Source organism: Hydrogenophaga intermedia (genome assembly GCF_023715105.1).
Classification (GTDB): domain Bacteria; phylum Pseudomonadota; class Gammaproteobacteria; order Burkholderiales; family Burkholderiaceae_C; genus Hydrogenophaga; species Hydrogenophaga intermedia_A.
On sequence record NZ_JAMBNO010000037.1, the window covers coordinates 1 to 20,069 of the forward strand.

Here is a 20,069-nt window from a genome sequence, read left to right on the forward strand (position 1 = left end):
TCGTTGAAAATGCGTTCACCCAGAGAGTTCCGGCGGCATCAGGCCGCCCAGGCACGCCGCTCACCCGTCAAGGACGCGGCGTTACGTTGCGAATAGGACGGGTCCGGGAATACGGGGGCAAGATCACTCGAATGGTAGGCCCAATGACAAAAAATCGGTCCAATGGAGGGGGCGTATCGCTGCCAACTCAAGTCTCATTTGGGCAGCACACCTTTCGGTTCTCCGTTCAAGTGGCCGAATGCCACGGTGGAACTGCCAGTAAGTGCGCACAGATTAAGTAGTACAGCCGCTGCAAAGAAGCCTTTGAGCGGGCACTTGCTTTGAGCGTAGCGAGTCCCACATTTGGCTGGTCGACCAGTAACCCACTCCAGAGTGACTATTCAGATGGTGGTTTACTCCGGTTCGACCGCATTCAAAGCATGTCCATTAGTTCTTGAGCTAGTCCGACACGAAGCTGCCTCAACAGCTCCCAAGGCCGCTGTACCATTGGACGCTCGTCGGACATTAGGACTCGATTCCATTGGCCGCCTTGATCTGCATACAGGTGTACTTGGTTTGCCTTGCGCGCTGCACGAGCAAGCGCCGCTTCCGGGGGGAGCAAGATTCTTTGCAGTCGCGGGAGCTTTGCGGACATGCCCAGACCCGCAGGGTCGAAGTCAAAGTAGGCCCACACGGCAGCGCCGCTGCTTTCAATGAAGCGCGCGACAACGTCGGCTCTTAGAGTCCGGTCCCCGCGGAATACTGCCAGTACAGCCTTGCCCTCGTAGTCGATCCAGCGGTTTCGCTCAAGAAAGCGCAGGCTCTCCAAGTTCTCCACCACGAGTAGAACGTCGGCGCGCACTCTGAGTGCCTGCTCCAAAGTGAGCACCTGGTAACCCTGGGTGACCACGGGATGGCCGTCGAGATCGCAGTGTCCGTGGGCGGCCTTTACGGCGATGGAGTCCTCGTGAGGGGCCAGCGTGCCGGCCTTCTCCTTGGTTGGGTTGTTCCGTGCGGCCTCTGCTCGCCGTAGTCCAGTGCTCGGTGGCACGATCGGGATACTGGCATTGACCAGCATCAGGCGCGCCCGGGCGGCGTCCGACTCGGTGAAGGTGAACCGGCTTCCAATGTGCTGGCCCATGCCGTAGTGCTGGCCGAGTGACCTCGAGGTAGATGAGGCGGCCTTCTGCCCCGAACCCTTGGCCACCAGGTCCTGCAGGAAGGCGATCTCGTAGGAGGTGTAACTCATGAACTCAGCGACGCCGCGCCTGAAGTCAGAGGGGTGGTTGCGTGAGGATTGGTCACGATATGCGCGTAGGCATCCGTGAAGAAGTCGTTGAACTCGCCGTGTGCACGAGCTCGAGCGAGGACGTCGACCTGCAGCCCGGCGGATGCGATCTGCGCGCAGGCGTAGAGCAACCATTCCTCGTCCGTCACCGAGTCTTCTAGGCCATATGCCTCTCCGTGGCGCTCGCGCCATTGGAGGAGGGACGCGACTTGAGAGTCGTTGATTGCAGGGTTGGCCCGTATGAAGTCAACGTATGCATCGATGAGTTCATCGATCGGCTCGACGAGGGGTTCGACCATCGCCTGTGAGGTGGCGATCACCTCGGGCGACTCGAGGGGCTCGGGCTTGGGCGCTGTGGCGACGGGTGGAAGTCGCTTGGCTGCAGATAGCACGCCATCGGTGACCACGGGGTCGTTGTCCGCGACGTCCACGTTCCAGGTGGTGATCAGACTCTCCGGGGTGGTCAGCTTGGCAACGACCGCTGGCTTCACGTCGAGCTCGAAGCCCTCGCTCATCCGGTTTTTGGACAGCCACAAGGCAACGTTGGCCAGGTTTCGCTGGCGCTGCTCCATCTGGCGTAGCGAGAACAGATTCTTGGAGACAACACGCTGGATGTCGCCGATACGTGCGGTCCAGTCGGCCAAGCGGGAGAGGATGCGTACGTTGAGCAGACGACGCACCTCGGGCAGGTGTAAACCGATCGCTTCGTTCGCCATCTCCTGGACCCGCGCGTCCAAGATCACGATCTGGCGGCTGAAGCGGCCGATCTCTTTGTAGTAAAAGCTGTTCTCACGGATCTTGCCTGCGACGGACTCGACGTCACCGAAGTTCGTCGTCACCTTGGCGCCCAGCATCATCAGGTTCTGGTCCATGAGGAAGCCGATTCGCACCACCGCCTGGTCCAGCCGGTCCATGGCCCGGTCCGTATCGCGCACCGAGCCTTCACGACGGAAGTCGCGCAGGCTGTCAAAGTCTTGGCGCAGCTGCCGGATGGGAGTATCTAGTTGCGCGAGCTGACGAAACGCCCCATAGCTGCTGACGACGTAGTCGCCGATGAACTCACGAAGCAGCGGGTTGAGGTAGTACGTGTCCTCGTCCACCGGCATGAGCGCGCGCATGCGGATGAGTGTCTCTATACCCTTGTTGCGCTTGCCACCGGTGGAGACTGCACCACGGATCGCCTCGCTCACCAGGTCGCTATGGTCCGACAGCGCCTTGAGCAGCTGCTGGATCGGGTTGAGCGGCTCACTCACCCGAGGTTCCCTTGCGGCCGTCATCTGCCGCGGCTGCGCGAAGCAGATCCACTTGGCCATCCTCGTCGTCGTCCTCGGCGGCATCCGCATCGGGCAGAGCGGTGTCGGTGAGTTCGGGAACGTTTTCCACCAGGTACTGCATGACCGCATGCAGATGATCGACCTTGCCCGTGATCTGGTAGGTCTCCGTGGACGCGTTGGAGACGACCAAGTAGCCTTCGGCTCGCAAGCGCTCGAGCATTCTTCGCACTAACTCGTTGTTGGAGAGCCGGGCATCCGCCCCCGGGATGCGCAGCTCACGCAGGCGGCTCACCAGGGTGGTGTCCTCGTTGACCTTCATCAGTATCTCGGCGAGCTGCACGTATTCCCCTGGAACCCCGCGAAACCCGTCTTTGGTCAGGCGAACCAGGTTGAGCATTTCCACGAGGAGTCCGTAGACGTCCCGAAAACGCGCCAAATCGGTCTTGACCTTGGCCACCTGCTCATTGGTGTGCACCTGCAGTGGCGCTACGAAGAAGGCCCCGTCATCGCCCAGGCGTGCCAGGCGCCGGTCCAGGCTCTGCAACCACTGATCAACCTTCTCGGCCTCGCCAAGCTCCATCAGGTCCGCGTAGGCCTCTGGGAAGGCGTACTGGCACACGAAGTTGCCGGCGAGCAAGGTGGCGAGGGTTTCAGGCTTCATGGCCAGCTTCCGACGTCGTAGCTGCGGCTTTGCGTGCGGGGCGCGCCGCCGGCGCAAAGAGCCCAATCGAGCCGCGGTCCTTGAAGACATAGCGCCGGGCGAAGTGGCGGAACTCGGCGTGGGTGAGGGTGGGGGAGGCCGTCACGGGATCGATGCGATTCTCGCGCAAGGTGTCCATAAGGCCCTTGAAGTTGCCAGGGTCGAACTTGCCCACCTCGTCGCTGATCCAAGGGATGTAGATGTCGTTGTCGCCCCGGATCATGTTGAGCATGCCCACCAGGAGGCTGATCAAAATGATCGCGTTGATGCCGGTGGAGGAGATGTGCTCCAGGTCGGTCGGCCTGCTGAAATGACGCGTTTGCCCGTTGACAGTTACGCTGCCCTTCAAGTCCACGTGAGCGGCCAGATCGAGCTCGACTGTCGAGTCCTGGCGCAGCAGCTGCAGGAACTTGGTGAGTGCGGCCGCCGTGTCAGGCGACGGTAGCTTGGAGCGGTCGTTGACCGCCAGACTCGTCTCGTGCTCACGCGCGACCCGGTCGATAGCATCGATCTCCCGCATGAAGGAGATTTCCCCGAAGTTGGAGACGATCTCAACCTTCAGGCTCTCGATGCGGTGGAATTGGGCAACGTTGAGGCCCTTCTGGAACTCCTTGTTGAAGTTTCTCACCTCACTCTCGAAGCGCGTGATCACCCCGCGGAACTGGCGCACCTGGTTCAGGATGGTGGTGACGTCGTTGATGACGTTGGGCAGCACTTGGCGGCGCAGGCCGGCGTAGATGGTGCAGAGCTCGGCCGCTCTTCCCATGGGCGTCATCTCGGCGGGCAAGGCGTCCAGGCTTTGCTGGACGTACTCGGCAACAGAGCTGGCTTGGCCAATGAGTTGATCGCGGATGGGACCGTGACGCCGGCGCACCAAGGTCTCGCTGTCTTCGACATGCGCTCGGGCGCGATTCAGGCGTGACCGCAGTTCATCCAGGCGCAAGTCGGGCTCGGGCTCCCGGGAGGTCGTCTCGCTAAGGCCGAGCTCCTCCAGGATGACCACCAGGACGCTGACTTCTTCGTTTAGCAGGCGCTCGAGCGACTCCAGGCGGCCAACCTCCGCGGCGAGCGCAGCCCCCTCGTGCTTGGCCTTCTTCTCGTGGGCCGACAGGTCGACCTGGGCCTTGGTCCGAGCCACTTCCGTCATCTTGGCGGCCGTTCTGAGGTTGGCGAGGATCTGGTCGCCGCCTTCATTGAGCCACTGGCGCCACAGCTCAACTGTGGGGCGTCGCTCGAGGATGCGGTTGATCTCCTCCTTGAGCGCCCTAGCGTCACTTCGACGTGCGGCAAGCACAACAGGATCGACGCCCTCCGCCTTCAGATCGGCATCACGCTGGGCCTGCAGCGCGTCGACGCTTGCCTTGCCTTTGGCAAGCGCTTCAAGTGCGCGCCCTTCTATGGAATCTATGGCCTGCGCGGTGCGGGCCCTGAGCTGGGTAAGTTGGGCATCGAGGTCCTTTCCCACCTGCTCACGATCCGAGTGGTTCCGCTTCTGGGAACTCTCGAGTTGAAGGCGCAGGGCGGCGAGCCTATCGCCAACCTCTTTGACGAGGGCTGCTCCATTTCTTTTGATCTCAGCGATCTCTTGATCGCATCTATCGCCGGCCGCCTTGGCTTCAAGTTTCGCCTTGTCGAGGCGGTTCTGTGCAACGGCTAATTCACCTTCCGCCTCGCTCCTGGCCTTCCTCCTGGCTTCCAGAGTCTGGGCTGCCGTGCCGAGTGCCCGTTTGGCTTCTGAAAGCCGGGCCTTTGCCGCAGAGTGAACCCCTTCAGCGTGCGCGAGGGCCTCGCGAAGCTGTTCGTCGTCAGACCAATCTGGCTGGGAGATTGGGGCTGTGTTGAACTGCCAGCCATACACCACCTCCTGATCCGCGCCAGGGTTGTACGTGGGTGAGAGATCAGTGCGCGAGAGCAAGGCTGGGTCAAGGATTTTTGCGATGCCTCTTTTCCAGGCGTCGTCGGGGCTTGCTCGCAAAACGCTCAGCAGCGTGCCGTCGGCGGGGGTTAAGCGCGCCTGGGCTTGCGTCACGCGTGCTGCGGCCTCGTTAAGGCGTTGCTGCGCCTCATCGACGCCGCGCTCAGCATCATGCTGCTCGCGCAAGGCGCGTTCCCACGCCGTTTCGGCCGATGCACGTGCGCTCCTAACATCGGCGAGCCACTGCATGGCATTGATCTGGGCGTTCTGGGCTGCCTTGAGCTCCTGTCCGGCCGCTTGACTTGGCTGGGCAGACGCGACCTGGGCCTGAACCGTCGCCCGCTCGTCGACCAGCACTTCGATTCGGGGCTTGAGTTCAGCCTCAATGTCACTGAGTTCTGCGGCCAAAGCGGCCTGGTGGTCCGCTGCTGCCTTTCGAAGGCCATCGGCCTCGACGTCCGATCGGGACCTGACATCTTCTTTCGACGCACGGATCTTCTCTGCCGCATCCCTGGCCGCGTCGTTCGCTTCGCCGATCAACTCGGCGAACTTGCGCTCGATACTGGAGGACTTTCCCGCCATCTCGTCCGCGCTGGCCTCGAGGTGGCGCAGATCCACCTGCATCTGCTCCACACGCTCGAGGGCATTGGCCCAGTCCTTGACCTCGCCCAGATGCAATGAATTCCTGCGTGCCTCTTCCGCACGCACCTTGTTGAGTGCATCGTTGTGTGCGAAGCTGGCTTGCTCAGCCGCAGCCAGAAGGGAATCTGTAGTCCTCTGGCTCCTGGTGTCGTGCTCGTTCAGTGCCCCTCGCGCCTCTCTCAGTGCGTCAGTGGCGACCAATAGCTGTTCCCGACGCAACTTGAGGGCCGGCGCCACCTCCTGTCGCACGGCCCGAAGCGATGCCTCGGCATTGCTGAGCTGTTCCAGGGCCTCCCGAAGCAGGCCAACTTCCTTCTCCATGCCGAAGGCCTTCTCCAGGGCACCGCGATCACGCAACCAGTTGGCGATCTGGTCTTTGCTTTGCCGCAAGGTGACCTTCTGGCGGCTCGGGGCATCCCCATGGGTGCTCAACCGCTCCTGCACGATCGTGATGGCCAAGCGTACGAAGTCTTTGAAGTCCAGCTTTTCCTTGGCCACGGCCGCGATAAGGCGATCCAGATTGGTCAGGCGCGAGCCAATGCCATAAACAGTGCTCAGGCGTCGCAGCTCCTTGGCGTCCTGCGTGCGAGCCTCGGTCCCTAGGATCACTGCTCGGTACTCGGCGATATCGAGCAACTTGGAGCACTGAGCCCCCATGGCGATGTAGGCGTCCCGCATCTGCCCGTCGTCGCAAAAGATCTGCCGTCCCTCTTCGTTGGTGCGCAGGAAAGCCTCTTCGCGAAACCCGCGGTTGATGAAGCGGTAGACCGGGCGATGGTCGTTGTCGCCACGACGAAGTACGGCGCAGCGCACGTCGTGTTCTTCATCGCTACCACGTTGGTACTCGAACACGATCGCGCTGTAGGGCATAGGCAGCACGAACTTCAGCATCGGCTCTCGACCACCTACGGTTTCTGTAATCTGGCTGGGCAGAGTCCCAAAGAACAACGGGAAGAGTTCCAGCGTCGTGGTCTTGCCCACCGCGTTCTCGCCGGTGATGGACGCTCCATCCCGTGGATCGATCTGGTTGATGCTGGCCGAAGTGGCGTTGCCGCTGGTGCGTGTGTTGACCAGCAGCATGCGGCGTAGACGTGACGTCAAACTAACTCCCTCCCCTTTGCGTTGTCTACCGGCTTCTTGCTCCTGAATTTGATCTTGCTTACGCGTCGTCCGGCACGTACTCAAACAGATCGGCGACACCGACGCTGAAGTACTTGCAGAGCGCGTTGACGGCGTCGAGATCGACCCTGGTCGCAGTCTCCTGATACAGAAGCGTAATGGTGTTCCGGTGAAGGCCGGTGTCCCGCGCAACATCGCTGATCTTGAGCTTTCGCTCGCCCATCAGGCGGGACAAGTGGCACTTGATCACATCACTCTCCGTGTCTTTTTTTCACTCAGGATGCAAAAAAGCACTTGACAGTGGCATTTAGGCGTCCATAATGTCGTCCAGGATGACAAAAAACGATCCATCGAGCGTTTTTGGCATCTGAATTGTCGCATTGGATGAAAGGAGTGACCAGTGTCTACAGCGACCTACCTCACCACGGACGAGCTTTCCGCTCGGATCAAGTACGACAGCCGAACGATCCGCGATCGGCTCAAAGACAGCGTTCTCATCGAAGGGCGTCACTACATTCGCCCCTTCGGTGGTCGTAAGACGCTTTACATCTGGGAGCACATCGAGGCCGATATGGCGATGGCGTCCTCGGGCGGCTCTGCCACGATTCCGCTGGCCAATGGAGGCATGCTCCATGGGTAGTATCCGCCGCCTCGACAGCAAGGGCACGCTGTTCCTTGACTTCCGGTACGCCGGACAACGTCTGCGCGAGTACACCGCTCTCGCGGACACGCCGATGAACCGCAAACGCCTCCAAAAGGCCCTGGAGCGCATCGAAGGCGAAATCGCCCTCGGCACGTTCGACTACGAGAAGACTTTCGGAAAGCCACTTCCGGCCAAGTCTGGCCAGACGGACTCCGAAGCTTCAAGCAACGACACTGAAGTTTCTCAGCCCACCACGCGCAGCGGCACGCCCTTGTTCAAGGACTTCGCCGACATGTGGTTCGCCGAGTGTGAAGTGTCCTGGCGGCGCAGCTACCGTGTCACGCAACGGGGGTCGCTGGACCAGTACCTGATCCCGTACTTCGGGGAGAAAGAGGTCGGCCACATCACCAAGGCAGACGTTCTGGCTTTTCGGGCATCACTCGCCAAAGTACCCGCCCGAAAAAGCCTCTCCACGCTGTCCAACCGTCGCATCAACTCCGTGATGAAGCCGCTGCGCCAGATCCTCAACGAGGCGGCCGACCGGCTGGAGTTTACGTCCGCGTTTCGCAACATCAAGCCGCTGAAGATGAAGAGGAGCGACGTCATGCCCTTCACACTCGAGGAGGTCCAGCAGATCCTCACGACCGTGCGGGCCGACTTTCGCAATTACTTCACCGTGCGCTTCTTCACCGGCATGCGCACGGGGGAAGTGCACGGCCTGAAGTGGAAGTACATCGACTTCGAGCGCCGCCTGATCCTGGTTCGCGAGGCCATCGTGATGAAGGAGGAGGACGAGCTCAAGACCGATGGCAGCGTGCGCGACATCCAGATGACGGATCTGGTGTTCGATGCCCTGCAGGCGCAGCTCAAGGTGACCGGGAAACTCTCCGAGTTCGTGTTCTGCAACCGCAAGGGCGAGCCGATCGACAACCAGAATTTTCTGAATCGGGTCTGGTCGCCGCTGCTGCGCCACCTCAATATCCCTCACCGCAGGGCGTACCAGATGCGGCACACGGCTGCCACCCTGTGGCTCGCCGCGGGCGAAGCGCCGGAGTGGATCGCGCGCCAGCTCGGCCACACCAGCACCGAGATGCTGTTTCGGGTGTACAGCCGCTACGTGCCGAATCTGACCCGCCGTGACGGTTCGGCGATGGAGCGGCTCTTGAAGCAGCACATCTCGGTCGCCCCGGTGCAGGGTCTGGTGGTGCGCCTGCCGGAAGAAGCGGCCATGTTGCCCGCAGCCCATCAGGCAGGGGCGCACGTTGCGTCGGCCGAGTCCGCGGCCAACGATGCGCTCGATGCGTCGGCTCTCGTGTCGCAGCCTGGCACGCCGCTTCAGGAAGGGCAAGCCAGCCCGGCACCGGCAGCCAACGAGGCGCAAGCCTTCGAGGTGCTGCCTGCGCCGCGCCGCCGCAAAGATGCATCAGGTGCAGAGCGTGTAGGAGGCCGGAATCGAACCGATACCGATCCGGGTGAGGCAGAACTTGCCGCCTTGCTCAGGCCACCCCCGCTGCCGCCGTTCCTGAGGCACGGCTCATAGCGCCGCGCTGAGCGCCCAGGCGCTTTTCTCGACCAACGAACCCTTACCAGCTGACTGGTTGACCGGCCGGACCGATGTGTCCGCTGCACCGGTGAGGCGAAGCCTTGCCTGAAACAGCCCCAAGACGACAAGAGCACGTCGAAACCGCCGCTCAGAACAGCCCGATCTCCGAACCCGAAACCCGACTTATCCCTTCATCACCAAGGACCCAGACCATGAACTCGAATCTCAAGACCACCGCCCAGATCAACAACCCGGTCGTTGACCAATCAGCCCATGGCCTCACCGGCCACATCCAGCCGCACGCCGACCCGGTGGCCCACGCCCTGGCCATGCCGACCATCCTGCATGAGCTCTCGAAGAACATGGGCGAGTTCGAAAAGGACGTGCGCAGCCAGCTCTCGGCGCGCCTGAACACGCAGGCGGCCAACGACAAGGCCAATCTCGAAACTTCGTCTCATTCCGACGCCTGCACTGGCACGGGCACCGGTGGCTTCGCGCCCTATGCCGTCTCGCCCGGCGAGGAGATGCCCAACGTGCTGGGTGAACTCGCTGAGCCGGGCTCGGTGTTTCGCATGAACACGCTGCTGAGCGCGGCTTTCCCGTTCGGCCCCGTGGGCCCGTACATGAACCAGGAGGGCCAGATCTGCCCGCGCCGCGAGGGGAGTGTGTCGATCGCTCTGCTGGGCAGCGGCGATCAGACCCTGGTGCTGCCGACGCCCTCGGAGCAGACCGAGATCGCCGAGGCTGCTTCTCCCCGTGTGCGCTGGATCCGCGCCACCAAGACCCGGGTGCCCGGTGTGCCGGGGGATGCGCTGCTGGTCACGGGCATGGATCAGCCGCGCTCGGGCCGCGGCTCCGGCCCCTGGCTGCTCGACCACCTGGGCTTGTCGGAGGGCATCACCGCCGACCTGAGCCACGCCATCCTGAGCCTGAAACCCGCTCACCAGGCGTTCTTCATGTCCGCCATCGCCCGGGCCGACATCGAGCAGGCGCTGGTCGCCCTGCTGCCGGAGGTGCGTGCGCGCAGCGTGGCTCACCCGCTGGCCCTTGGTGTCGTCGCGGCCGAGCAGGTCAACAGCCCGGAGCTGACCCGCGACGAAACCTCGCTTGTTCGTCTGGCCTGCCTGATTGCCGAACTGGGGGCACTGCACGCAGCGCCGGATCTGGCGTCCGGTGGTGGTTATTCCTCCGGCGAAGCCCTGGCCCGTGAACGAGAAGCCGAGCGCGCCGCGCACCCGCTGACCCAACTCACGCTGCGTGGCCTGCTCACGCGCTTCATCAACTTGGAGTCGAAGAGCGAGGAGGCCGATGGGCAGGGCGGCATGATGGGAACTGTTGAGGACGGGGTCAACGATGGGGTCTGGCTGCAGCGGCTGCTCTCCGACGCAGTGCACCAGCATTACCGCATCGGCAGCAAATACGGCCCCCTGGGCAAGAACCCGGTGAACCCGAGGTTTGCGCTCATGGCGCAGACCTTTGGCGATGCCATGCGACTCGCTCGCCGCGAGGCCTATGCCCGGCTGCGCGATGCGGATGGCGAAGCCCAGCAGCCGCTGCCGCTGGAGCCCGTGCCCACCCTGGTGACGGCGGCGCTGGCGCGGGTTCCGGGTGCGCCGGTCGAATCGGCTGAATCTGGTGCCCAGGCCGATGCCGAAGGCGCCGGCGACCAGACCGGTGCAGACACCGACGAGGACCAGTTCGCGCTTGATCTGGACGAAGGCCCGCTCACCGAGATGCCCGAGATCGACGACAGCGATGTCGATGACTCTGCGCGGCTGTCGTCCTTGGCCATGTTCTCCGGCTTGGCCCGGGCATCGGCGCCTGTGCGCATCCCCGACCACGAACGCCGTGCCTATGAAAACCGCTCCATCCCGTGGCCCCGCCCGAGCCTGGCCTGGGCGGCCGGCATGCTCGATGGCGACGGGTGCGTGGCCATCGTGAAGCAGACCTACCCGAACCGCGCCAGCACCTACCGCCTTGTGGTTCAAGTGACGCAGAACTGCCTGCAGACCCTTAAACACTTCCGGGTGTGCGTGGGCGTACCCGCGCCGATCCATGAAGTCAAACGCCGCATCGGCCACAACCGGCAGGTCTACGCCTTGATGTACTCCGGCCCCAAAGCTGTGCTGGTGCTGCAGCGCCTGGCCGCACACCTGGTGCGCAAGCGGCCTGAGGCCGAGGTGGCCCTGTCCTTCATCGAGAAGGGGCAGGTGGGCCGGCGCTTCGGCGGTAGGGGCGTGCCCCCTGCGATCGAGCAGATCCGCATCAGCCACTTCAACAAGCTGCGCGCGTTGAAGTAAGGCCGGGGAGAGCACACATGACCGATCCCAAGAAGACCGATTCCGAGATCACCGGCCCGATCGGACCAGGCGTTTCCATGGTCGACGCGGTGAGCCCGTACTTGAGCCCCAAGGCGGGCGAAGTGCTGGCCCCACTGGCTCCGCAGACCAGACGCCGTCCGCCGAGCTTCACCTCGAAGCCCGCTGAAGGTCGCGCAAGGCTGCTGCAGGAAGGCAACTTCGTGGGCATGCCCCACTTCGCTGGCAGGTACGACGACGAGATCCTGCTGCCGCCAGGTGTGGCCGAGCAGTTCAAGGCGCTCAAACACAGCCTCGCGCTTCTGGAGAACGAGACTGCTGACACGCCGGAGACCGCCCAGCACGCCAAGCGCGTGGAGAAACAGGAGCGAGCGCAGCGCGAGCGGGAGCGGCAGGAGCTTGTTGCCAGGGAAGCCGAGCGACAGGCGCAGCAAACCCGGGAGAAGATGGAGGCCGAACTGCGGCGCATGGGATTCAACCCGGATCAGGGCAAGCTTCGGGCCCAGATCGAGAAACTGCCCCTGACCCAGCGCCTGCGGGTGTACCGGGAAGAGGACGTGCAGCGCGTAGCGGCCTCTCCGCAGAGCGTGGACTCGGATGCGAAGAAGAGGAACGAGCCGCTGGGCTACCTGCTCAAGACACGGGGGCCCTGGCGGCGGATCGGAAGTCCGGCGTCGGTGGAGGCGATCCTGGCGCTGCAGGAGGATCACCCGCACTTCGGGGACGTCATCCAGTTCGTGGCGAATCACGTGGCGCTGCAGAAGATGGGTTTCGGGGCCGGAAACGCCGAGACCGGGCAAGCGTCCGCGAACGGGAAGAAGGCCAGAGCAGGGAAGGGGGCGAGCAAAAGGAATGCTGGCGCAAGTCCTGAAGTAGCCGACCATGCAAAGCCGCCGGTTCCCTTGCCGCCCTTGCTGCTCTATGGCCCACCCGGTGTCGGCAAGACCCACTTCTGCGAATCCCTGGCCAAAGTGCTCGGGGTGCCGGTGCGCCGCCATCCGATGGATCAGGCCGAAACCTCCGGGGCGCTGCTTGGCTCGGATGCTGTCTGGGGCAACTCGCGCTACGGCCTTGTCTTCGATCTGCTGGGTCTTGGCGAATACGCCAACCCGCTCGTGATCCTGGACGAGTTGGACAAGGCGCAGACCATGGGCAAGACCTCGGGTGGATTCTCATCGCCGACCGGCGTGCTGCATTCGCTGCTGGAGCCAGTGTCGGCGGCCCAGGTGCGCGACATCAGCCTGGACCTGGAGCTTGACGCGAGCCAGATCGCATGGATCGCCACGGCTAACTACCCCTGGTGGGTGCCAGTCACGTTGCGATCGCGCTTCAGGGAGTTCTTCATCATGCCGCCGGATGCGGCGCAGGCGATTCAGCTGGCGAGGAGCGTCGTGAAGAACGCTCTCAAGGTGGCTGGCTTCCAAGTAGAGGAACCGGACCGGCGGGTCGTGGTGGCGCTGGCGCACTTGAGTGCGCGGGAGATCTATCAGGTGACGTTGGCGGCAGCTGCTATGGCAGTGCGCCGCGTCTCCAAGGTGATCGAGATGCGAGACTTGCCGAGCGAGATCGTCCTTGGGTCACCTGATGGAAAGCCGGCGCAATCGTGGGTGCACTAGAAAGACGCGGGGTGGCATCCAAGAGATTGCGTCTGCGTTGTCGAAATATGGCGTTGCGCAAACGCTGCCAATCAGTCCATTGGGGTTCTCTTAAGGGCCGTGCTCGCAAACAGCTGGTCGCAGTAGGCGAGTCGAGTCCGCATGGCGTGACGACAGTGTGCTGAGCGGCTCCTCGATTCACGCCAGTCAAAATTCTTTGCAGGTTCCCGTGGCAGCGGGAGCGCAACTTCGGCAGGGCCAGAACGCCCGTGAGGTGCTGAGTCGCTTGGCCGCCTGGTAGACTTCTTAACAACTCAAAGAAGTACGCCGTCGCTGACGCTGCGCGCAAAGTGAAAATGCCACGGCTCCATAGCATTCCCGTTATCGACCTGTTCGCCGGCCCTGGTGGCTTGAGTGAGGGTTTTTCTTCTCTCCTTTGTCCGGATGGAGAGCGACGTTTCGACGTGCGGGTGTCCATCGAAAAGGACCCGATGGCCCATAGCACGCTCGAGCTTCGAGCGCTGTTCCGTGCCTTCCCCGTCGGCAAGGCCCCCGACGATCTACATCCCCGTGAGAAAGACCTAAAGCTGCGCGGGTGAGGCCCTCGCGGGATAATCGAGGGCTTCGCCATGCACGACACCGCGCTCGTTCTCTTTTCCGGCGGCCAGGACTCCACGACCTGTCTGGCCTGGGCCCTCCAGCGCTACCGGCACGTGGAGACGATCGGGTTCGACTACGGCCAGCGGCACGCCGTCGAACTCGAATGCAGGACGACCGTGTTGGAGCGGCTGCGGGCGGAGTTTCCGTCCTGGGCGCAGCGCCTGGGTACGGACCACCTGCTCGATCTCTCGCTGCTGGGCCAAGTGAGCGACACGGCCCTGACCCAACCGAAGGCGATCGAACTGGCTGCAAGCGGCCTGCCCACGACCTTCGTGCCGGGGCGCAACCTCCTGTTCTTCACGTTCGCGGCCACCATCGCGTTCCGGCGCGGGCTGGCCGTGCTGGTGGGAGGCATGTGCGAGACCGACTATTCCGGCTATCCGGATTGCCGGGACAACACCCTTAAGGCGCTGCAGGTGGCGCTGAGCCTCGGGCTGGCCACGCCGGTGGTGATCGAGACGCCGTTGATGTGGCTGGACAAGGCGGCCACTTGGGTCCTCGCGCAGCAACTGGGCGGCCCTGAGCTGATCGAGCTGATCCGCAAGGAGACGCATACGTGTTACCTCGGCGAACGCGGCGAGCTCCACCCCTGGGGGTACGGCTGTGGCAGGTGTCCGGCCTGCGAGCTGCGGCGTCGTGGATACGAGGCGTTCGTGGGAGGGTCCTCCCCGGCTCACCCTTCGGCACCCGGCAACGAGGTGGCGCCATGACCTATGCGGTCAAGGAAATCTTCTACACCCTGCAGGGCGAGGGAGCCAACGCAGGCCGTCCGGCCGTGTTCTGTCGGTTCGCGGGGTGCAACCTGTGGTCGGGGCGGGAAGCCGACCGTGCGCAGGCGATCTGCAAGTTCTGCGACACCGAGTTTGTCGGCACCGACGGCTCGGACGGGGGCAAATTCCGCACCGCAGCGGAGCTGACACGCAGGATCGCGAGCCGGTGGCCGACGGCTGACCGGGCCCACCGCTTCGTGGTCCTCACGGGAGGCGAGCCCCTGTTGCAGGTGGACGCGCAACTGCTGGCGAGCCTGCACGAGGCCGGCTTTGAGATCGCGGTCGAGACCAACGGCACCGTACTGCCGCCGCCGGGCATCGATTGGGTATGCGTCAGCCCGAAGGCGGGAGCCGACTGGATCGTGCGCCGGGGCAATGAACTCAAGCTGGTCTGGCCGCAACCGGGTTTTGACCTGGAGGCGCTCGCCGCGCTCCCGTTCGAGCACCGTTACTTACAGCCGATGGACGACCCAAGGCGCGAATCGAACACGGCGGCCTGCATCGAGGCCTGCCTGCGCCACCCGGCCTGGAAACTGGGGACGCAGATGCACAAGATGGTCGGGCTGCGATGAAGTTCGAGATCAGCCAGCGTTTCTTCTTCGACGCGGCGCACTCTCTCCAGCGTGAGATCGACAGCGCCCCCAGCGCGCGGATCCACGGCCACACCTATCACGCCGAGGTGACGGTGGCAGGCCGGCCGGACGCGAACGGCATGGTGGTGGATCTCGGTTTCCTGCGTAGAGATATCGAGAGCGTCCGCGCGGCGCTGGATCACCAACTGCTCGATGAGGTGCCGGGCCTCGGCGCGCCGACGCTGGAAAACCTGTGCGCCTACATTGCGGCGCGGTTGCAGGCGGACTTTCCTTCTCTAAGCAGTGTGAAGGTGTGGCGGGAATCTGTGGGGGATGCCTGCCGCTTGACGTGTTGACGGCGCCGGCCGACCGCGAACGCCAGCCGAGCTAGCCCAGCTTTCCCACCTCGGTCGGAGCCGGACTCATTCAGCTTCGGACTTCACAGCTTCTGGCGGACCGTGGCCAGACCAGCGCGGACACTGTCTCAACGTCAAGCTGCTCCCCTGCTCCACGAGCTTCACTTCGGCTCAGGCTGTCCGGCACGCAGCCCGAGACGGTGCAGCAGACTCAAGTCCGCACCGGTGTCGGGATTGCCGGTCGTGAGCAGCTTGTCTCCGTAGAAGATCGAGTTGGCGCCGGCCTGGAAGCACAGGGCCTGCACCGCATCACCCATCTGCTGGCGGCCGGCAGAAAGCCGCACGCGCGCACGCGGCATGGTGATGCGGGCAACCGCAATCGTACGCACGAATTCGAACGGATCCAGCGGATCCTGCTCAGCCAGCGGTGTCCCCGCGACCCGGACCAGATGGTTGATCGGCACCGATTCCGGATAGGGCTGCAGGTTCGCAAGCTGCGCGATCAGCCCGGCACGATGGCGACGCGATTCACCCATGCCGACGATGCCGCCGCAGCACACCTTCAACCCGGCGCCGCGCACGCGCTCCAGCGTGTCCAGCCGGTCCTGATACTCGCGCGTGCTGATGATGTCACCGTAAAACTCCGGCGCGCTGTCCAAATTGTGGTTGTAATAGTCCAGACCGGCATCGCGCAGTATCTGCGCATGTCCATCTTCCAGCATGCCGAGGGTGGCGCAGGTCTCCAGGCCAAGCGACTTCACGGTGCGCACGAGATCGGCCACCTTCTCGATGTCGCGGTCCTTGGGGGCGCGCCAGGCCGCACCCATGCAGAAACGTGTGGCACCCGCCTCGCGTGCGCGGTGCGCGGCTTGAAGAACTTCGCCGGGCTCCATTAGCTTCGTGGCGTCAACGCCGGTGTCGTAGTGCGCCGACTGCGGGCAGTAGCCGCAGTCCTCCGGGCAGCCGCCCGTTTTGACGGACAGCAGCGTCGCAAGTTCAACCAGCCTCGGGTCGAAGTTCTCCCGGTGGACCGTCTGGGCGCGGTGCAGCAGTTCAGCAAACGGCAAGTCGAACATGGCTTCGACGGTTTCGACCGGCCAGCGCTGTGGCAGGGCGGCAGGCCGGCGCGCCGGCCGGTGCAGGGTGACTGTGCGTTCGACAATGTCGGACATCGGTTCTTCTCGCTTCAGGTTCGGTGTTGGGCGGCCAATTCGGCCAGGGTGGCGAGCAACTGCGCCACGTCCGCGGCGGTGTGCGACGCCGACAGCGCGATGCGCAGCCGCGCGGTGCCTTCCGGCACGGTGGGGGGCCGGATCGCCGGCACCCACAGGCCACGCGCCTGCAGGCCTTCCATCACGGCCAGTGCGGCGGCGTTGTGGCCGATGACGAGCGGCTGGATGGCCGTGTTGGAGACACCGAGCTGCCAGCCCGTGCCGGGCAGGATGGAAGCCAACCCCGTGCGCAGTTGCGCGATGCGGGCGCGCAGGTCCGTTCGGCGCTGCTCCTCCTGCGCGATCAGCCCCAGGCTCGCACTCAACGCGGACGCCAGCAGAGGCGGCGCGGCGGTCGCGAAGATATAGCTGCGCGTCTTCTGCAGCAGCCATTCGATCAAAGGCTGCGGCCCGGCGACGAACGCCCCGGCGACACCGGCCGCCTTGCCCAGCGTGGCCATGTAGAGGATGCGCCCCGACGCCTGCGCACCGCTCAGGCCGAAATGCGCCAGCGTGCCGCGGCCTTGCGGCCCCAGCACGCCGAAGCCATGGGCATCGTCGAGCAGCAGCAGCGCATCGTACCGTTCGCAAAGGGCCAGCAACTGCGGCACGTCGGCCACGTCGCCGTCCATGCTGAACACCGCATCCGTGATCAGCAGCTTGCGCCGCGCGGGGCTGGCCGCGAGCAAGCGCTCAAGCGCGGCCCAGTCGGCATGCGGATAGCGATGCACTTGAGCGCGCGACAGCCGCGCACCATCGATCAGGCAGGCATGATTAAGGGCATCGGAGAAGAGCGCATCGCCCTCGCCCACCAATGCAGGAACGATGCCGATGTTGGTAGCGTAACCGGCATAGAAGTACAGCGCTCGCGGCATCTGCACGAACTCCGCCAGCTCGCGCTGAAGCCGTCCGTTGGCGGCACTGTGGCCGCCCACCAGGGGCGAGCCGCCGGAGCCCACGCCGTATTCGCGGGCACCGGCACACGCTGCCCGCACGAGCGCCGGATGGCCAGCCAGCCCCAGGTAGTCGTTGCTGCAGAACGCGAGCATGCGCTTCCCGTCCACCATCACAGCAGCACCGCCGGCGGGCATCACCTCGCGCGTGCGGCGGCGCTGGTGGAGTGCATCGAGTGCGGCGATGCGCTCGGGAAACTCATCGAGCCAGGACATGCAAACTCCTCCTCAGGCCCAGTCGGGTGGCAGGTGCACGGACACGGCGCGCGGATCCGGCTTGGCGCTGAAGCCGATATCGGCCAGCAGCGGCACGGCCAGATGCGCGCGCAGATACGCAATGTTGTCCTCCGGCTGGAGCATGTGCGCGTCGATGCGGTTGCAAATCCAGCCAGCCAGCCGCAGGCCGCGGGCGCGGATCGCCTCCGCTGTGAGCAGCGCGTGGTTGAGGCAACCCAGGCGCAAGCCCACGACCAAGACGACCGGCAGGCCCAGCGCCTGTGCGAGATCGGCGCCGGTCTCACGCGCGCTCAGAGGCACCAGGAAGCCGCCGGCACCTTCGACGACCACTGCATCGGCCCGCTCGGCCAATTGCCCGTAACTGGCGACGATTCGGTCGATCTCGATCGGCACGCCCGCGCGCTGCGCGGCGAGATGCGGGGACATCGGCTCCGGCAACAGCACCGGGTTGTCCAGCTCGCAGGGCACAGCGATGCTGGAAGCCGCGCGCAGTGCCATGGCGTCGTCGCTGGTCCAGTCGTTGCCGACACGGACGGCGCCTGCGGCCACCGGCTTCATGCCGACCACGCGTGCGTGGCGGCGCCGCAGCGCGTGCAGCAGGACGCATGCCGCCAGTGTCTTACCCACGCCGGTGTCGGTGCCGGCCACGAACACGCCACTCACGCCGCGGCCCCGTCCAGGCTCGCGCACAGCGCGCCAAAGGCCGCCTCGCCCAGGTGACGGACCTCGTCGGGCTGCAGCACATATGGCGGCATCGCATACAGCGTGCTGCCGATCGGCCGCAGCAGCAGGCCACGCGCGAGCGCCTCGCGCTGGTATCGCTGCGCAAAATCGGAGGGCGCATCGGCCAGGTCCCAGGCCCAGATCATCCCGGTGCGGCGGGCGTGGCGCACGCTGGGATGTTGTTTCAGCGGCAGGAAGGCTTCGTCCAGTGCGCGTGCCAACGCCACGTTGGCGGCGAGCGCGTCAAGCTCGTCGAAGAGATCGAGAGTCGCCAGCGCGGCACGGCAGCCGAGCGGATTGCCGGTGTAGGAATGCGAATGCAGGAAGCCGCGCGTCACCGCATCATCGTAGAAGGCCGCGTACACGGCGTCTGTGGTGAGCACCGCCGACAGCGGCAGCGTGCCACCGGTGATGCCTTTGGACAGACACAGGAAATCGGGGCGGATGCCCGCCTGCTGGTGCGCGAACATGGTCCCGGTGCGGCCGAACCCGACGGCGATCTCGTCGGCCACCATGTGGACCTCATACCTGTCGCAAAGAGCGCGCGCAAGCCGAAGGTATTCCGGATCGTGCATTGCCATTCCGGCCGCGCACTGCACCACCGGCTCGAGAATGAAGGCTGCGGTGCTTGCGTGATGTTCGGCGAGCCAGGCCGCCAGCGCGGCCGCGGCCCGGCGTGCCACCGATATCGCATCCTCGCCCGGTTGCGCCGCGCGTGCGTCCGGACTGGGCACCACCGACCCGAGCCGCACAAGCGGCGCGTAGGCTTCGCGAAACAGCGGGATGTCCGTCACGGCGAGTGCGCCCACCGTCTCGCCGTGATAGCCGCCGGCCAAGCCGATGAACCTGCACTTCTGCGGTCGGCCCGCGTTGCGCCAGAAATGAGCGCTCATCTTCAGTGCGATCTCGGTGGCCGAGGCGCCGTCGCTGCCGTAGAAAGCGTGCCCGAGACCGGTGAGTGCCGCCAGGCGCTCCGAGAGTTGCACCACGGGCGCATGCGTGAAACCGGCCAGCATGACGTGGTCCAGCTGCTCCATCTGTTCGATCAAGGCCTCTTTCAGGCGTCGATGGCCGTGGCCGAAAAGGTTGACCCACCAGGAGCTGATGCCATCGAGATAGCGCTGCCCGTCTTCCGCCTCCAGCCACGGGCCCTGGGCGCGTGTGATCGCAATGGGATGCTGCGCCTCGTGATGCTTCATCTGGGTGCAGGGATGCCATACGGCGCGCAGGCTGCGCCCGGCCAGCGTATCGCTCATGGTCGATGCCTCAAACTTGCCGCCTAAACGGGCGTGTGAACTTCGGGACAAAACGGAACATGAGGGGAACTCCTTCGTGCGGCCTTGATGCTGGGGCGCAGATAGCCAATTTTGTCATGGGCGAAAGCCCGTTCTCCTGCCAAGTGAAGCGAGCTCGCATGGCAGTGGCAGTGGCAGTGGCATTCAGCCTTGTATGTTCGAGGCGTCGGGGTGGAGGGACTCATTCCGCCTTCGGCCGCGGCAGCGGACCGACAGTTTTGAGATTTCTCCCGCCCCACCTCCCAACGTCGATCAGGAACTGAGTGGCGCTGCACC

16 protein-coding genes are annotated in these 20,069 nt (G+C 64.4%); 7 read left to right on the forward strand and 9 right to left on the reverse strand.

Features of this window, described 5'->3' with window-relative positions; all coding sequences use genetic code 11:
- Positions 1-412: 412 nt before the first annotated feature.
- The 5 genes from M3149_RS21360 to M3149_RS21380 all read right to left on the reverse strand — a co-directional run bounded on the left by M3149_RS21360 (position 413) and on the right by M3149_RS21380 (position 7,152).
- The gene (locus M3149_RS21360) at positions 413-1,228 is read right to left on the reverse strand and encodes a DUF7281 domain-containing protein (RefSeq protein WP_251711399.1); all 816 of its coding nucleotides are present in this window, start codon (positions 1,226-1,228) and stop codon (positions 413-415) included.
- Entirely contained in the window at positions 1,225-2,580 is a 1,356-nt protein-coding gene (locus tag M3149_RS21365; RefSeq protein WP_251711400.1) for a hypothetical protein, read from the reverse strand. The genes M3149_RS21360 and M3149_RS21365 overlap by 4 nt, the downstream gene beginning before the upstream one ends.
- Complete coding sequence (locus M3149_RS21370) at positions 2,513-3,202, reverse strand: condensin complex protein MksE (RefSeq protein WP_251711401.1); 690 nt, start codon at positions 3,200-3,202, stop codon at positions 2,513-2,515. The genes M3149_RS21365 and M3149_RS21370 overlap by 68 nt, the downstream gene beginning before the upstream one ends.
- The gene (locus tag M3149_RS21375) at positions 3,192-6,878 is read right to left on the reverse strand and encodes an ATP-binding protein (protein WP_251711402.1); all 3,687 of its coding nucleotides are present in this window, start codon (positions 6,876-6,878) and stop codon (positions 3,192-3,194) included. The genes M3149_RS21370 and M3149_RS21375 overlap by 11 nt, the downstream gene beginning before the upstream one ends.
- A 79-nt stretch (positions 6,879-6,957) precedes the next feature.
- On the reverse strand, positions 6,958-7,152 hold the full coding sequence (locus M3149_RS21380) for a helix-turn-helix domain-containing protein (protein ID WP_285887408.1): 195 nt from the start codon (positions 7,150-7,152) through the stop codon (positions 6,958-6,960).
- Between the two features lie 165 nt (positions 7,153-7,317).
- On the opposite strand from M3149_RS21380, the gene M3149_RS21385 reads away from it, so the two are divergent.
- The 7 genes from M3149_RS21385 (at position 7,318) to M3149_RS21415 (ending at position 15,374) form a co-directional block, all read left to right on the forward strand.
- Positions 7,318-7,557 (forward strand): hypothetical protein, encoded by a 240-nt coding sequence (locus M3149_RS21385; RefSeq protein ID WP_035624045.1) that lies wholly within the window; start codon positions 7,318-7,320, stop codon positions 7,555-7,557.
- Positions 7,550-9,100, forward strand: coding sequence for a site-specific integrase (locus M3149_RS21390; protein ID WP_251711404.1), 1,551 nt, complete (start codon positions 7,550-7,552; stop codon positions 9,098-9,100). Before M3149_RS21385 ends, M3149_RS21390 begins: the two co-directional genes overlap by 8 nt.
- 215 nt (positions 9,101-9,315) lie before the next feature.
- Positions 9,316-11,403 (forward strand): hypothetical protein, encoded by a 2,088-nt coding sequence (locus M3149_RS21395; protein WP_251711405.1) that lies wholly within the window; start codon positions 9,316-9,318, stop codon positions 11,401-11,403.
- A gap of 17 nt (positions 11,404-11,420) precedes the next feature.
- Positions 11,421-13,037 carry an AAA family ATPase gene (locus M3149_RS21400; protein WP_251711406.1) on the forward strand — a complete coding sequence of 539 codons (1,617 nt, stop codon included), beginning with the start codon at positions 11,421-11,423 and terminating at the stop codon, positions 13,035-13,037.
- Positions 13,038-13,645: 608 nt separating this feature from the next.
- Positions 13,646-14,386, forward strand: a complete 741-nt coding sequence (queC, locus tag M3149_RS21405; RefSeq protein WP_251711407.1) for a 7-cyano-7-deazaguanine synthase QueC — start codon at positions 13,646-13,648, stop codon at positions 14,384-14,386.
- Positions 14,383-15,018, forward strand: coding sequence for a 7-carboxy-7-deazaguanine synthase (queE, locus tag M3149_RS21410; protein WP_251711408.1), 636 nt, complete (start codon positions 14,383-14,385; stop codon positions 15,016-15,018). Before queC ends, queE begins: the two co-directional genes overlap by 4 nt.
- Positions 15,015-15,374, forward strand: a complete 360-nt coding sequence (locus M3149_RS21415; protein WP_251711409.1) for a 6-pyruvoyl trahydropterin synthase family protein — start codon at positions 15,015-15,017, stop codon at positions 15,372-15,374. Before queE ends, M3149_RS21415 begins: the two co-directional genes overlap by 4 nt.
- A gap of 161 nt (positions 15,375-15,535) precedes the next feature.
- On the opposite strand, the gene bioB is transcribed toward M3149_RS21415, so the two are convergent.
- The 4 genes from bioB to bioA are packed head-to-tail and all read right to left on the reverse strand — an operon-like array spanning position 15,536 to position 19,754.
- A complete protein-coding gene (bioB, locus tag M3149_RS21420) occupies positions 15,536-16,546 on the reverse strand; it encodes a biotin synthase BioB (protein WP_251711410.1) in 1,011 nt (336 codons plus the stop codon).
- A 14-nt stretch (positions 16,547-16,560) separates the two neighbouring features.
- Positions 16,561-17,754, reverse strand: coding sequence for an 8-amino-7-oxononanoate synthase (gene bioF / locus M3149_RS21425; protein ID WP_251711411.1), 1,194 nt, complete (start codon positions 17,752-17,754; stop codon positions 16,561-16,563).
- Positions 17,755-17,766: 12 nt separating this feature from the next.
- Positions 17,767-18,438, reverse strand: a complete 672-nt coding sequence (gene bioD, locus M3149_RS21430; RefSeq protein ID WP_251711412.1) for a dethiobiotin synthase — start codon at positions 18,436-18,438, stop codon at positions 17,767-17,769.
- Positions 18,435-19,754 carry an adenosylmethionine--8-amino-7-oxononanoate transaminase gene (bioA, locus tag M3149_RS21435; RefSeq protein WP_251711413.1) on the reverse strand — a complete coding sequence of 440 codons (1,320 nt, stop codon included), beginning with the start codon at positions 19,752-19,754 and terminating at the stop codon, positions 18,435-18,437. Before bioA ends, bioD begins: the two co-directional genes overlap by 4 nt.
- Positions 19,755-20,069: the final 315 nt, after the last annotated feature.

Bases quoted from the DNA above. Each gene is read 5' to 3' on its own strand.
- queE (WP_251711408.1), top strand. From the start codon at position 14,383: ATGACCTATGCGGTCAAGGAAATCTTCTACACCCTGCAGGGCGAGGGA.
- M3149_RS21360 (WP_251711399.1), bottom strand. From the start codon at position 1,228: ATGAGTTACACCTCCTACGAGATCGCCTTCCTGCAGGACCTGGTGGCC.
- M3149_RS21400 (WP_251711406.1), top strand. From the start codon at position 11,421: ATGACCGATCCCAAGAAGACCGATTCCGAGATCACCGGCCCGATCGGA.
- M3149_RS21375 (WP_251711402.1), bottom strand. From the start codon at position 6,878: ATGCTGCTGGTCAACACACGCACCAGCGGCAACGCCACTTCGGCCAGC.
- bioA (WP_251711413.1), bottom strand. From the start codon at position 19,754: ATGAGCGATACGCTGGCCGGGCGCAGCCTGCGCGCCGTATGGCATCCC.
- M3149_RS21390 (WP_251711404.1), top strand. From the start codon at position 7,550: ATGGGTAGTATCCGCCGCCTCGACAGCAAGGGCACGCTGTTCCTTGAC.
- queC (WP_251711407.1), top strand. From the start codon at position 13,646: ATGCACGACACCGCGCTCGTTCTCTTTTCCGGCGGCCAGGACTCCACG.
- M3149_RS21370 (WP_251711401.1), bottom strand. From the start codon at position 3,202: ATGAAGCCTGAAACCCTCGCCACCTTGCTCGCCGGCAACTTCGTGTGC.
- M3149_RS21415 (WP_251711409.1), top strand. From the start codon at position 15,015: ATGAAGTTCGAGATCAGCCAGCGTTTCTTCTTCGACGCGGCGCACTCT.
- bioB (WP_251711410.1), bottom strand. From the start codon at position 16,546: ATGTCCGACATTGTCGAACGCACAGTCACCCTGCACCGGCCGGCGCGC.
- M3149_RS21365 (WP_251711400.1), bottom strand. From the start codon at position 2,580: ATGGCCAAGTGGATCTGCTTCGCGCAGCCGCGGCAGATGACGGCCGCA.
- M3149_RS21395 (WP_251711405.1), top strand. From the start codon at position 9,316: ATGAACTCGAATCTCAAGACCACCGCCCAGATCAACAACCCGGTCGTT.
- bioF (WP_251711411.1), bottom strand. From the start codon at position 17,754: ATGTCCTGGCTCGATGAGTTTCCCGAGCGCATCGCCGCACTCGATGCA.